The following is a 14,356-nucleotide window of genomic DNA, read 5'->3' as shown; positions in this document are numbered from 1 at the left end:
AAATGACGTATAATTTGCAACCGGAGATCAAGGTGAATCACGCTGCACAGACATGGAACAGTTATGAGGAAATTATTGAAGAACTAAAGCAGCAGCTTGATGATGGAAAGAAAACAATCACTTTTGAGTGCTACCCAGGAGTATATTTATCTGAATTAGAGGAACACCTGTTGAATCAATTGACAGATGTTCGCCTAGTAAAAGCAGATGATTTTGCTTATGACGCTGAAACATTGACAAAAAAAATCGCCGCGAATATGACCGATGATCGTGTCTTTGGCATCATGTCACATGCCACATTAGATGATTTTTATCCAGAATACGAAGTAAAGCAATTACAAAAGGAACTAGCAAAAGAAAAGAAAGCAGTCGTCGTTTACGGTACCGGAGCAGCGATCCTGCAGCCGCAGCCTGATATTTTATGTTATGCCGATTTGACGCGCTGGGAGATTCAAAAACGGTATCGCGCAGGGATGCCGAATTGGAAAGCGGCCAATGAACAGGAAGACAATCTTAAAAAAGTAAAACGCGGCTTCTTCTTTGAATGGCGGGTAGCTGATCGCTTGAAACAAAGGATCACTGATCAAATTGATTATCTAATTGATACAAATGTTCCAGAGCAGGCAAAAATGGTCGATGGAACGAGTTATCGTGTTGCCCTGGATCAAATCGTGGAACAGCCGTTTCGTCTAGTCCCTTACTTTGATGCCAGTGTGTGGGGCGGCCAGTGGATGAAGAAGGAATTCAATCTAGACCCTAATCAGGAGAACTTTGGCTGGGCCTTTGATGGTGTGCCAGAGGAAAATAGTCTTTGTTTGAACTTTTCAGGGACAAAAATCGAGATCCCGGCAATCAATGTGGTTCATCAGCGTCCGATTGCTTTACTAGGAAAAAAAGTTCAAGCGCGCTTTGGAAATGAGTTTCCGATTCGCTTCGATTACCTAGATACTGTTGGCGGCGGAAACTTAAGCCTACAGGTTCACCCCCGCGTTGATTATATCCAGGATAAATTCGGCATGCCCTATACGCAAAATGAAAGCTATTATATTTTGCAGGCTTCTGAAAAATCCACGATCTATCTTGGCGTAAAAGAGGGAGTAGAAAAAGCAGAGCTCTTTGAGGAGCTGCGCAAAGCCGAAAAGGGTGACTATCGTTTTCCAGATGAGAAATACATCAATTGCTTCCCAGTGAAAAAGCACGATCATTATTCTATCCCAGCGGGCACAATCCATTGCGGTGGACCGGATACGGTGGTGCTGGAGATCAGTCAGACTCCCTACATTTTCACCTTTAAGCTATGGGATTGGGAACGTTTAGGGTTGGATGGCGTTCCAAGACCGGTGCATTTAGCACATGGAGAAGAAAATGTGAATACTGATTTTGACACGGCTTGGGTCAAAGAAAATTTGATCAATCCGTTTGAAACATTGCATGAGGATAATGAAACTCGGGTTGAAAAAACCGGGCTGCATGAGCTGGAGTTTATCGAGACCCATCGTCATTGGTTCAAAAAGGAAGTAAACGTAAAGGTTCACCAAAGCGTCAATATGCTGAATTTGGTAGAGGGAGAAGCGATCACGGTCGAAAGTTTGAATGGCAGCTTTGAGCCTTTTGAGATTCATTACGGAGAAACCTTTATCGTGCCCGAAGCGATCAAGAAATACAAATTGGTCAATCAAGGAGATCCGACAAAAGAAGTCGCTGTACTTCAAGCCTTTGTCAGAAATTTATCGTAAAATGGAACCAAATAAAGGAGGGAAAAAAATGTTTGAAACAGGGTTAGGTATAACCTTTGATGAACAAAACCACGAGTTTATCTATCCACCCGCCGTTTTTGGTCCGGCTCATGCTGAACAGCGTCATTTAAAGGATATCCTTCATAGCATGGCGGATCATGAGGCGACCGGACCTGAGATCGTTTATTCGATTGCGATGGATGTGGGATCAGAACGTGATCGACCGGATTTGCTGGAGCGAGAACTACTTTTTGGTATTGTTGCTTACGCGAAGGGTTCGATCGGTGAAGAGCCAGTCAAAAGCCAAGGACATATTCATTCAATTTCGCAGGCTTGTCAAATGTCGACCTCCGAGGTTTATGAGATTTGGTCCGGCGAAGCAATCATCTATATGCAGGAAAGAGCGACGGATGATCCGGGACGTTGCTATGCTGTGGGAGCCAAAGCTGGAGAAGTGGTGATCGTTCCGCCAGGCTGGGCGCATTGCACGATCAATGCCTCGAAAACGGAACGAATGATTTTTGGAGCCTGGTGTGTACGAGATTTTGGTTTTGACTATGAAGACGTTCGAGCGCATAACGGTTTGGCGTACTATCCTAAGTTCGATACTCAAGGCAAGATTATTTGGGAGCAGAATCCCAGCTATCGATCAGACAAGCTGATCGAGAAAGCACCGCGTGGATACTCAGAGTTTGCGATCGAATCGGAGCTTCCGATTTATCAGCAATATCAGCAAGACAAAAGCAAATTTGATTTTGTCGTCCGCCCCGATTTGTGTAAAGAGAAATGGGAAAAATACGTTCCATGAAGCCATATGATAAGGAGTCCGCGATGATCAATAAAAGTAAAATCAGGTATAACGGCGAAACCTTCAAGTTAGAAGGCAAAGGCATCCAAGAGAAAGAGACTCGAGCAAAAGATTTGGCAGGCTACTTTTCAGATACAGCCGCTTATCAGGAATTAGATCCGGAAACGGTGATGTATCGTGTTGAATATCAAGACAATGATTTAGTTGAAGGAACGCCGGGGGGACTGTATTTTGGGATCACCCATTTATATCATGGAGTCGTTGGAGCAGAATACTTTCTAACAAAAGGTCATTTTCATGCGAAGCGAGACACCGGTGAGTATTACTTTGGATTAGAGGGACAAGGTCTGCTGATGATGACAGACAATGGTGAAACACAGCTGGAAGAGGTGGTTCCCGGATCAGTTCATTACATTCCGGGGAATACGGCGCATCGTTTGATCAATACTGGAGCAACGTTGTTGTCAGTCTCTGCCTGTTGGCAAACGGAATCAGGCCATGACTATGCGACGCCAGAAGAAATGTTTCCCCAAAGAGTTTTGCGGGCTGCATCTGGGGAGCCTGTCATTAAAATGAATGATTAAAAAAAGGAGCTGGATCGGCAAGGATGTCGATCCAGTTTTTTAGATAATTTTAATTCTCTGTGATTTTTCTAGGAATAAACTAACTGTCATGACATTGACTTTCCACTTTGCTCCGCTATACTGCTATACTATATAAGAAAATAAGAGATTAAAGAAAGGGTGGTGAGTTTGATGAATTTTGCTGAATCGGATTTTGCGTACTATGAACGTACGATCAAGATCATGTATCAGAATTATTACTGGAAACGAATCACGATCAGTGCAGTGGCATTAGTGATCATTATGGTATACAGCGGCATATTTCAAGATAATTTAGTATTGAATGGTTTACTGATGGTACTGATAGCAGCGTTGATGGTTTATCTGTTTTTAGAAAAGCAGAAATTTCCGGATGTCTATCAAGCTTTTTTAGCCGAAAATACACCGGACGTACAGATCCACAAAATCCAAGAAGAAGAGTACAGCTATAATGTGATGGACGATGAAAAAATTCGGATCAATAAAAAAGGCGTGCGCAATCTGCCATCCAATAACAAGCAATATACGATGATGGTCGGTTTCTCCAAAGCCTTCTTCTCGCGGGAACCGCTGCAAATCGTCTACTACGATATGCTTGATCTTACATATGAGGAGAAGTTTCGCTTAAAACGAAATGGTTACAGCTCAGTACCACGTTTTTTACGACGATTTACTTTGAGTAACTTAAAGGCAAGTGCTGGAAATGCAGTTAGCTTTATTTTAGGAAATATCTTCCTTTTATTTATTTTATTTCGATTATTACGTTATTTATGGTCGTTCTTACGAATGTTTTTTTAATAAAGATCAACGTTATCACTTGTGGAAGACTCCACAGGTGATTTTTCATATTTTTTATGATTTTGCCTCAGTGAAGTCCTTTCCATGGTAAACTATTTTTGAAATCGTTTTACGAATAGTACAGGAGGGAAGAAATTGATCAAAACAATTATTATTGGTCCTCGGGGGAAGATGGGGCGTTTAATCACTCAGATAGCTGCTGATAATAAAGATTTAGAGCTAATAGCAGGAGTTGGAGCAAAAGGTCGTGACTATATAGGTCAGGATTTAGGCCAGGTGGCATTACTTGGACGTGATCTTGGAATCTCTGTCGTGGATCATTTAGAGGCCGTGATCGATGAGTGCGATGTTATTATTGATTTTTCAACAAGGGAAATGGGTTTGAAGGTATTACAATTAGCTAAGAAGTATAAAAAAGCTTTGGTTTGTGGGACGACTGGATTTAGTTCAGAGGAAATGGAGCAATTTCGTGAAGCTGGAGAAACGATTCCAATGCTCTACGCTGCGAATACTTCAAAATTGGTCAATGTAATGAATAAGCTATTGCAAATGGCAACCGCCGCTATCGGGGAAGAGACGGACATTGAAATTGTAGAAATGCATGATCGCTGGAAAAAGGATGCACCAAGCGGAACATCGAAGGAAATGGGAGAGTTGATTGCACATGAGCTAGGAGCTGAGCTTTCGGATATAGTGGTTTATGGTCGTGAAGGAACAGGCGAGCGTAAATCAGGAACAATCGGTTATCATTCTGTTCGTATGGGAGATACACCAAGTAGCCATACTGTTTTCTTTGGCGGGTTTGGTGAACGTCTAGAGATCAGTCATCATTCAACCGATTGGCGAGGCTTTGCAAGAGGAGCTTGCGATTGTGCACTATTTTTGGCTAAACAGCCACCAGGTAACTACTCGGTTTCTGATGTGTTAAAAATTTAGATAAACTGTTTTTTTAAGAGATGTTTTTCACTGAATATCTGTCTAAAGTTAGTTCATTAGCTAGATTTATCTAATCATTAAGATAGTTATTTTACTTTTTTTCTGAGAGTTTATTGATTGACTTCTCATTTTTTAAGTGCTAAATTTAACCCAATCATTTAAGGAGGTCAGGACTCATGACAAACAACATTGCGAAATCTATGAATCTTCAAACAGTTGAACCAGCATGTTGTTGTATGGTGCAAAAAAGCAGCATACCGATTTGTCATGCCTATTAACTGTTCTGAGCTCGTTTAATAAAGAAGGAAACTTCTGATTTTCGACGATACCAAGAGGTGCAGCTTTAATAGCTGCACCTCTTTTTTGCGAGTCCGACTTTTCGCAGCTTGTATAGGTTGACGAAAAAATCTATTGGTTAAAGGCATATAAGGTACAGGAAGTATAGTCGGATCGTATGCGAAACGAAAATAGGAGTCATTTTCTGATCTTTAGAAAAATGACTCCTTCAAAGAGAGTTAGCTGTCAGTTCCGCTTTTCACAATATAAAAAGATCGAGGGATGTTCATTGGATAAGAAAATTTATGATCGTGCTGTTTAGTGGAATGATATGCGTACGAAAATAATTTCATTTTTCTGGATTTTAGAAAAATGATTACATCAAAAATGAGCTGGCTGCCGTTGTTATCATATTCTAACGTGATTAGAAAATAATACCTATATAAAAAAGACAGGAGGAACTACCATGTGTTGTTGCTTAACAGATGAACGCTGAAGAAATGACTAAATACTAGGAGGAAATCAAATGCATTTATCAACGAAATTAATTCACGGAGGAATCAGTGAAGACCCGTTAACAGGATCGGTCAGTGTACCAATCTATCAAACCTCGACATATCGTCAAATAAAATTAGGACAACCGGGAGATTTTGAATACTCACGTTCTGGTAATCCGACTCGTTTGGCTCTAGAAGAGCTGATTGCTGAACTTGAAGGTGGAGTGAAAGGTTTTGCTTTTGGCTCTGGCTTAGCAGCTATTCATGCGACATTATCATTATTCCAACCGGGAGATCATTTGATTTTAGGTGATGACGTGTACGGTGGGACGTTCCGCTTATTGGAAAAAGTCTTTAAGCCGTTGGGGTTAAGCTACACAATGATAGACAGTCGGGAACTTTCACAATTAGAAGCGGCTTTCACTGAAAAAACGAAGGCATTGTATTTAGAAACACCTAGTAATCCGTTATTAAAAATCGTCGACATAGAAAAGAGTGCAACGTGGGCAAAGAATCACGAGTTACTGACTATCGTTGATAACACCTTCGCAACTCCTTATTTACAGCAGCCTCTATCATTGGGTGCAGATATTGTTTTGCATAGTGGAACGAAATATCTAGGGGGACATAGTGATTTAGTTGCTGGTTTAGCGACAACGAATAACGAAGAGTTAGCTGAAAAAATCGGCTTTTATCAGAATTCAATCGGTGGAGTTCTTGGACCACAAGATAGCTGGCTGCTCCAAAGAGGAATCAAAACCTTAGCCGTACGAATGGAAGCTCATCAAAGGAATGCTGAAATACTTGCAAACTATTTAGTTGCTCATCCAGCCGTAGAAAAAGTATACTATCCTGGGCTGTCTAATCATGCCGGACATGAAATCGCTGCGAAACAAATGCGCGGTTTTGGAGGAATGGTCGCTTTTGAGTTAGTGAATGAAAGTAAAGTTGCAGAATTTGTTGAGTCACTGGAAGTCATTACTTTGGCCGAAAGCCTCGGAGGCGTTGAAAGTTTGATTGAAGTTCCAGCGGTTATGACTCATGCCTCGATACCAAAAGAAAAACGAGAAGCGTCTGGTATTAAGGATGGTTTGATTCGATTATCGGCGGGAATTGAAGATATTGAAGATTTAAAGCAGGATTTAAACCAAGCGTTAGAAGGGAAAGAATAAAATGAAAAAATCAATTATTGCAGTTGCTAGTTTATTAGTCGTCGGTGTCTTATTTTTGGCAGGCTGCCAGTCAAAAGGTGACGGTGAAGCAAGCTCGGAAAAGGTTTTGCGTGTAGGGACAGAAGGAACGTATTCACCATTCTCTTTTCGGGATGATAATGATAAGTTGACTGGGTACGACGTGGATGTCGCAAAAGCAGTGGCGAAAAAAATCGACTATAAAGTCAAATTTGTGGAAGCACCTTGGGATTCAATGTTAGCAGCCTTTGATGCAAATAAATCCGATGTGATCTTCAACCAAGTGTCGATCACCCCTGAACGTAAAGAAAAATATTTGTTTAGTACACCGTATTCAGTTTCTCATCCAGCATTGATCGTAAATAAAGATAATAATGAGATTAAGGATTTTGCTGATCTGAAGGGAAAAACATCTGCTCAATCATTAACTAGTAACTACGCTCAAATGGCAGAAGATCTTGGTGCAGAGATCTCAAGTGTTGATGGATTTAGTAAGGCAGTAGAACTGGTTGGCGATAATCGTGCAGATGCTACTTTGAACGATGACGTGACTTATTACGATTATTTGAACCAAAAACCAGATGCACCAATCAAAATCGTGAAAACTTCGGATGAAGCAACAGAAGTAGCCGCGATGTTCCATAAAGATGATAAAGAATTAGCTGAGAAAGTTGATAAAGCCATCAAAGAGTTAGAAGCAGATGGTACCTTAACGAAGCTATCAGAAAAATATTTCAAGAAGGATATTTCTAAATAGAGGGAAGGTCTAAGTAAAATGGAACGAACAATTGATATTATTCAAAGCTCTGCGCTGCCGTTGTTTTGGGCACTGTTAAAAATGACGATTCCTTTAACCCTGATCTCTTTTGCTTTGGGAATGGTTTTGGCATTAATGACTGCCTTAGCCCGGATTTCAAAAAATCGCATTTTAAACGGAATCTTTTTCCTATATGTTTGGGTCTTCCGTGGGACGCCTTTATTAGTCCAATTATTTATCGTCTTTTTTGGACTCCCTTCTGTAGGGATTCAAATGGATGCATGGACTGCAGCGATTTTGACTTTTTCATTAAATACCGGCGCGTATGCTTCTGAAAACATTCGTTCCGCTTTACTAGCGATTCCTCAGGGGCAATATGAGTCCGCGGCATCTTTAGGAATGAGCCGTTGGCAGATTCTTTATCGTATTATTGCACCTCAAGCTTTTAAGATCGCGTTGCCGCCTTTGTCCAATAACTTTGTTAGTCTGGTCAAAGATACCTCATTGGCAGCAAGTATCACGATTGTGGAAATTTTTATGACCGCTCAACGGATTGCTGCTCGCACTTACGAACCATTATTGCTTTACTGCATGGTGGCGGTCTATTATTTAGTATTTTGTACCTTCTTGAATTATTTGCAGTCCGTACTTGAAAAACGGATGGTCTATTAGGGGGAAGAAGCATGTTAACAATCGAGAAATTAAATAAAAGCTTTGATGGCAATCAAGTGTTAAAGGAAATCGATTTGACCTTTCAACCTGGGGAGACGACCGTCATCTTAGGACCTTCGGGTTCAGGGAAAAGTACATTACTGCGTTCAATCGATTTATTGGAGACACCGGATAGTGGCAGAATCAAAATCGATCAGGACAATCTTTCTTTCCCGCAAAATTTATCCTTTCGTCAATTAAAGGAATATCGTGGACATTTCAGTATCGTTTTCCAAGCTTATAACCTTTTCCCCCATTTGACGGTGATCCAAAACGTCATGGAAGGTCCTACGCAGGTGAAGAAAGTCTCAAAAGAGCAAGCGCGAGAACAAGCGGAACAGCTACTGAAAAAGGTCGGATTATTAGACAAAGCAAACGAGCATCCGAAACAATTATCTGGCGGACAAATGCAACGGGTAGCGATTGCTCGTGCATTGGCGATGGAGCCTGAGTTTATGCTTTATGATGAACCAACGAGTGCACTAGACCCAGAGCTGGCACAAGAAGTATTGCAAGTAATCAAGGATTTAGCCGAATCAGGCAATGGCCAGATTGTTGTGACTCACCATTTGGAGTTTGCTCGTAAAGTCGCAGATCGAATCGTTTTTCTTGAAGAAGGACAAGTGACTTTTGACGGCAGCAGTCGAGCGTTCTTTGAAAGTGACAATCCGCGAATTCAACGCTATCTGCAACAGTTCTTATAAGCCAAAAGCCGACATCAGAATGTTGATGTCGGCTTTTTCATGCGGTTAATCTCGTTTAGTATTTATTCAATTGTGCTTTTGCCCTTGGTTCTTGTACTTTCACTATGATCATCTTAGTGATTTCCATCAATAGAACGGCTGAAGTTGCTAGAGCGAGAGCCAAGCCAATTTCCTTCAAAGCAAAGGCTGCTGGAATAGCAAAAACTTCTCGTAACCCTGGTAATAATGTCAGGCTAAATAATCCGCCACAAACAAGAATTGCCAACAAGACCATTTTATTGGAGAACAAACCAACTTGTACGGAGGTTTGTGTGTTGGAACGAGCGGCAAAAGTTTGTAATGTCCGACTTAAAATCAAGGTCGAAAAGGCCATCGCGACACCCATTTCAGCGGATTGCAGATTTCCGATCCATTGGGCGGTGATCACGGCAACGGCGATCAAAATCCCACGATAGGTTACAGAGATCAGTGTTTTACCAGTGAAGATCCCGCTGTTCGGATCTCGCGGCTGACGCTGCATAATCGTCGGCTCCGCTTTTTCCATTCCTAAAGCAATTGCCGGCAGTGAATCATTTACCAAATTGATAAAGAGTAGTTGCAAAGCAGTAAATGGATTTGCCCAACCGATTGCTAAGGCAAAGATGATCGCGATGATCGCACCTAAATTTCCAGCAAATAGATAAGCAACAGCTTTTTTGATATTATCAAAAACATTTCGTCCAACTTCCACGGCTTTAATGATCGAAGCAAAGTTGTCATCCGTCAGAACCATCGCGGCAGCATCTTTCGCAACATCTGTCCCGGTTCCCATTGCAATCCCGATATCTGCCTGCTTCAAGGCAGGGGCATCATTGACACCATCGCCAGTCATAGCGGAGATTTTGCCTTTGTCTTGCCAAGCACGGACGATTCGGATTTTGTTTTCTGGTGAGACACGAGCGTAAACCGTGATTTGCTCTAATTGTTCGGCTAACTCAGCTTCACTCAATTGATCCAATTCAGCACCAGTCAATGCAAGATCGCCTTGTTGGAAAATCCCAATTTCTTTCGCAATGGCAACGGCAGTCGTTTTATGGTCACCGGTGATCATCACTGTTTGGATACCAGCTGAGTTGGCATCAGCAACTGCTTGGAAAACTTCTTTCCGCGGCGGGTCGATCATTGCCAGCAATCCGACTAAGATCAGATCTTTTTCATCGTCTAACGTTATCGAATCCGTTGTTACTTCTTTATAAGAAAAGGCCAATACACGTAATGCACGTTCAGAAAAAGCTTCGTTTTGTTTTTGGAAACGCGCTTTAAGCTCTGGTGTAAAATCGACAACCTGTCCGTCAAGCAACACTTTCGAGCTGCGTTCAAAGACGATATCCGGGCCACCTTTTGTTACCATGGTTTTTTGTTGGTCGATCGTGTGAAGTGTTGACATCAATTTACGATCAGAGTCAAAAGGCAGTTCCGCCTGTCGAGGATATTTCTTACGCAAGTCACGATACGATTGGTTTTGTTCTTCGCTATAGTCGATTAATGCGATCTCCGTTGGATCGCCTAATTTTGTCCCGTCTTCACTAATCGTTGCATCATTAGCTAGAACACTAATTTCGATTAAACGTTGTTCATCTGCTTCCCATTGCTTCGGATCGTTTGAAAATTCTCCGCTTTGTCCATCGGCTAAGAAGTGATCAACAACTGTCATTTTATTTTGTGTCAACGTCCCCGTTTTGTCAGTACAAATAATACTCGTTGAGCCTAATGTCTCTACAGCAGGTAGCTTACGAATGATCGCATGTTGTTTCGCCATTTTCTTTGTTCCTAATGAAAGAACGATTGTAACGATTGATTGCAGCGCTTCTGGAATCGCAGCTACGGCGACAGCTACAGCGAACATAAAGGCGTTGACGATGTCTTGTGTCATATCCGCTGAACCATCTAAGAAGACACGCAATAGCTGAACGCCTAAGATCACCAAAGATAGAACCAAAATCGCCATACTTAATTTCTTACTGAAACTGTCTAATCCTCGTTGAAGTGGTGTTTTTTGTTCTGTCGTTGATTCTAATAAACCAGCGACATGACCAATCTCCGTATCACTGCCTGTAGAAGTTACTAAAAATTTTCCGCGACCATAAGTCACGATCGTTCCGCTAAAAACCATGTTGAGGCGGTCACCAATGGGTGCATTGTTATCCAATGTTACGATTTCTTTTTCAGCTGGTGTTGATTCACCAGTCAGCATTCCTTCGTCAACTTTTAGCGATCCGGCTTCGAGCAAGCGACCGTCAGCTGGCACATAGTCACCAGCTTCTAAAATAACGATATCACCTACAACGATTTCTTTAGCAGGAATACTTTGCTCTTGTCCGCCACGAAGAACGCTAGCATCCGGTGCTGAAAGTTTTTTCAAGGCATCCAGAGAACCTTCAGCCTTTTTCGTCTGAATGACACTTACGACTGAATTGAGTAGCAACACAGCTAAAATAACGATTGATTCAACGTGAGCGCCCATCACCATTTGAACAACGGCAACGATCAGCAAAACGATCACCATCGCATCTTTAAAAGTGTCTAAAAATAAAGTCAACGAGGATTTTTTCTTCGCTTCTTTTAATTGATTTGGTCCATTTTCCTGCAGGCGCCTTTGGGCTTCTGCTTGGCTTAAACCTTCTGGCGCAGTGTTCAAGTCCTTCATTAATTCCTCTGTTTCTTGTTGGTACGCGTGTTTTGTCAATTTATATCCTCCAATTTTTTATTTCACTTAGCTTAGTGGTAACGTCCTGAAAAAAAAGAAAGAGACCCAAGGCAAGTGTTTAAACTTGTCTTAGGTCTCACCATTTCATACGATACCAGAAAACCATCGCTGGTTAACTTACTGTTGATATCACAACAACAACGTTGCCGGTTACTCCCCTAAGGAGTTATTAATATGTTTAAATCTTAACGGAAATGATTTTTGATTGCAAGAAAAATGCTGGTTTCACTTAATAAAGTCATCAAATAAGTTAGGAAAGCCCTGTTAATCTCGATTTTTCTGAAGTTATTTAATTTTTCTTAAGCGGCTACTTTCCTTCGATAATTGTGTTGATTGTGCTTTCATCCAAGCCTTTTAAAACTTGGATTAGCATTTCTCGCGCGGCATCAAAATCTGCAATGCTGAACATGGTTTGATGGGTATGGATATAACGACCACAAACACCAATCACAGTACTTGGGATTCCTTCGTTTGCCGTGTGAGCAGCACCTGCATCGGTTCCGCCTTTAGAAACAAAGTATTGATATGGAATGTTATGTGTTTCCGCAGTGTCCAATAGATATTCCCGTAACCGCGGAAGTAGGATCATACCGGGATCTTGGATACGTAAAAGCGTTCCTTCCCCTAAGTGACCAAAAGTCCCATTCGTTGTCACCAAATCATCTGCGGCTGAACAATCGACTGCAAAGAATAGATCTGGTTTGAACTTTGTGACGGCCGGTTTTGCTCCCCGTAAGCCGACTTCTTCCTGCACATTCGCGCCAGCGATTAGTGTATAATCTAATTCTTCTTTTTGTAATGCTTCTAATGCTTCCAAAACGACAGTGCAGCCGTAGCGATTGTCCCAAGCTTTGCTGATAATGTTTTTTCCATTCGCGGTTTTGATTGTTTCAGTTTGCGGAACAATCGTGTCGCCTGGGAGAACACCGTAAGCCAAAGCTTCATCCCTTGATTCAAACCCTGCATCAAAAAGAATGTCTTCAACTTTGATTTGTCCTTGCCCGCTGGTTCCCCGTAATAAATGCGGCGGCACAGAAGAAGAGATGCATGGATAATTACCTTTACCAGTTTTTAGAGTAAAGCGTTGCGCAGAAACCACATAGGGATTCCAACCGCCTAATGGCACGACCTTAAATAATCCGCGTGGAGTGATCTCAGACAACATGAAGCCGACCTCATCCATATGAGCTGCGACCATTACACGTGGTTTACTTTCATCAGCCTGGCGCAGACCAAAAATTCCGCCTAAACCATCTTGCTGCACATCATCCACTAATGGTGTGATAGCAGTTCGCAGGTAGCTGCGAATATCTTCTTCAAAACCGCTGGTTCCTTGCAGTTCCGTTAATTCTTTAATTCGTTGAAACATTTTTTCTTCCATCAAAAATCCCCCTTAATATTAAAATCCGTTCTCATTATAAGTCTTTGGTACATGAAAATAAATCAATTCAAAGTCGAGAAATTGTTGATTCCATTTTTTAAGTTTGTTCCCAAAAGTTTTTTCAGTGATTTCAGCTAATTCTGTTGAAGAAAAATCATCCATAAAGTATTCCTGAAAAAAATCACGAGTGATTTCTTCGCAATTGGTGTATGCAAATTTTTTTGTACGATAAGGAATGTTCAACTCATTCAAAAAAGTTTTATAGCGGTCATTCAATAACAGATCAGAATTCTTTTCTTCATAGGGAGAAAAGATCTGATCCTCGTCTGTTACGACTCTTAGAATCAAACACCAATCATGGCTTGCTTGGCAAAAAGCGAGTAGCTCTTCTTTTGTTTGTAAAGCAGGATTCATAGCTGAAAAAACAATGTTATAACGCTCTTTATTCTGTGATAAGAATTTTTTTTGATCGTTTTTGATCAACTGAACATTACTATCAGATTTATCAGCGGCAAGCTTCAACATTTCCGCTGATAAATCTACCAGATCATATTTTTGAACATATGCTTTTATTGTAGATAAATAACGACCAGAACCTCCAGCAAGATCTAAAAAGGTTTGGCAGGGCAGGAGATTTTCTGCTAGCAAAAAATCCCGCAGTTCTTCAGCAATCGGAAATATTGATTCTTGTTGAATCATTTCATATTCTTCGGCAAAGTCATCCCAAAAGGCTTCGAGTTCATTCAGATAATCAGGCATAATGATCCTCTTTCTAAGTGGTGATTGTAATTAGTATACACCTCAAAAATTAAATTTTGAAATTTATGAAATGAATCAAAATAATTCAGAAAAGTGAATGAATGTCAAAAAATATGCTTTACATCATGGATAACATGTGTAATACTTCGAGATAATTGAGAATGATTATCAGTCGCAACTTGACTTAAGATGTCCGTTTAACTTTGCGCTGTTAGCAAAGAAGCAGACTATCTTCAAAGATCAGATATCACTTTGAATAATGTCCTTTCATTGATTGATCTACATCATTCGAATCGAATTAATTTTTCACAGAAAATTAATTCATTGTTATGAATAAGTCTAGTGGTAATAAGTCAAGAGTAAAGTAACACGTTTTCTACCCTAAAGAACTGAAAGAAGGTGCACTCAAAAAAGCCTAGCCTAATGAAGCGTTTTCACAGGCTGAGTTCAAAGAG

12 protein-coding genes are annotated in these 14,356 nt (G+C 41.0%); 9 read left to right on the top strand and 3 right to left on the bottom strand.

The window, feature by feature from the left end:
- Positions 1-2 precede the first annotated feature (2 nt).
- From KQI58_RS06740 to KQI58_RS06700, 9 genes are all read left to right on the top strand, one after another.
- Positions 3-1,736, top strand: coding sequence for a class I mannose-6-phosphate isomerase (locus KQI58_RS06740; RefSeq protein ID WP_216407625.1), 1,734 nt, complete (start codon positions 3-5; stop codon positions 1,734-1,736).
- A 28-nt stretch (positions 1,737-1,764) separates the two neighbouring features.
- On the top strand, positions 1,765-2,544 hold the full coding sequence (locus KQI58_RS06735; RefSeq protein WP_216407624.1) for a glucose-6-phosphate isomerase family protein: 780 nt from the start codon (positions 1,765-1,767) through the stop codon (positions 2,542-2,544).
- A gap of 23 nt (positions 2,545-2,567) precedes the next feature.
- Positions 2,568-3,128 (top strand): glucose-6-phosphate isomerase family protein, encoded by a 561-nt coding sequence (locus KQI58_RS06730; protein WP_216407622.1) that lies wholly within the window; start codon positions 2,568-2,570, stop codon positions 3,126-3,128.
- Positions 3,129-3,299: 171 nt separating this feature from the next.
- The gene (locus KQI58_RS06725; protein ID WP_216407620.1) at positions 3,300-3,944 is read left to right on the top strand and encodes a hypothetical protein; all 645 of its coding nucleotides are present in this window, start codon (positions 3,300-3,302) and stop codon (positions 3,942-3,944) included.
- Positions 3,945-4,079: 135 nt separating this feature from the next.
- Positions 4,080-4,880 (top strand): 4-hydroxy-tetrahydrodipicolinate reductase, encoded by an 801-nt coding sequence (gene dapB / locus KQI58_RS06720; RefSeq protein ID WP_216407618.1) that lies wholly within the window; start codon positions 4,080-4,082, stop codon positions 4,878-4,880.
- Positions 4,881-5,682: 802 nt separating this feature from the next.
- Positions 5,683-6,825 carry a cystathionine gamma-synthase gene (locus KQI58_RS06715; RefSeq protein ID WP_216407616.1) on the top strand — a complete coding sequence of 381 codons (1,143 nt, stop codon included), beginning with the start codon at positions 5,683-5,685 and terminating at the stop codon, positions 6,823-6,825.
- Between the two features lies 1 nt (position 6,826).
- A complete protein-coding gene (locus tag KQI58_RS06710; protein ID WP_216407614.1) occupies positions 6,827-7,600 on the top strand; it encodes an amino acid ABC transporter substrate-binding protein in 774 nt (257 codons plus the stop codon).
- Positions 7,601-7,618: 18 nt separating this feature from the next.
- A complete protein-coding gene (locus KQI58_RS06705) occupies positions 7,619-8,272 on the top strand; it encodes an amino acid ABC transporter permease (RefSeq protein ID WP_216407612.1) in 654 nt (217 codons plus the stop codon).
- 11 nt (positions 8,273-8,283) lie between these two features.
- Complete coding sequence (locus KQI58_RS06700; protein ID WP_216407610.1) at positions 8,284-9,015, top strand: amino acid ABC transporter ATP-binding protein; 732 nt, start codon at positions 8,284-8,286, stop codon at positions 9,013-9,015.
- Positions 9,016-9,070: 55 nt separating this feature from the next.
- On the opposite strand, the gene KQI58_RS06695 is transcribed toward KQI58_RS06700, so the two are convergent.
- The 3 genes from KQI58_RS06695 to KQI58_RS06685 all read right to left on the bottom strand — a co-directional run bounded on the left by KQI58_RS06695 (position 9,071) and on the right by KQI58_RS06685 (position 13,901).
- On the bottom strand, positions 9,071-11,740 hold the full coding sequence (locus KQI58_RS06695; RefSeq protein ID WP_216407608.1) for a cation-translocating P-type ATPase: 2,670 nt from the start codon (positions 11,738-11,740) through the stop codon (positions 9,071-9,073).
- A 328-nt stretch (positions 11,741-12,068) separates the two neighbouring features.
- A complete protein-coding gene (gene pepA / locus KQI58_RS06690) occupies positions 12,069-13,142 on the bottom strand; it encodes a glutamyl aminopeptidase (RefSeq protein WP_216407606.1) in 1,074 nt (357 codons plus the stop codon).
- 18 nt (positions 13,143-13,160) lie between these two features.
- Positions 13,161-13,901 (bottom strand): methyltransferase domain-containing protein, encoded by a 741-nt coding sequence (locus KQI58_RS06685; protein WP_216407604.1) that lies wholly within the window; start codon positions 13,899-13,901, stop codon positions 13,161-13,163.
- Positions 13,902-14,356 lie beyond the last annotated feature (455 nt).

Origin of the sequence: Enterococcus raffinosus (genome assembly GCF_018917525.1) — a bacterium.
Taxonomy (GTDB): domain Bacteria; phylum Bacillota; class Bacilli; order Lactobacillales; family Enterococcaceae; genus Enterococcus_A; species Enterococcus_A raffinosus_A.
This window is presented reverse-complemented; position numbering and strand designations above follow the sequence as displayed.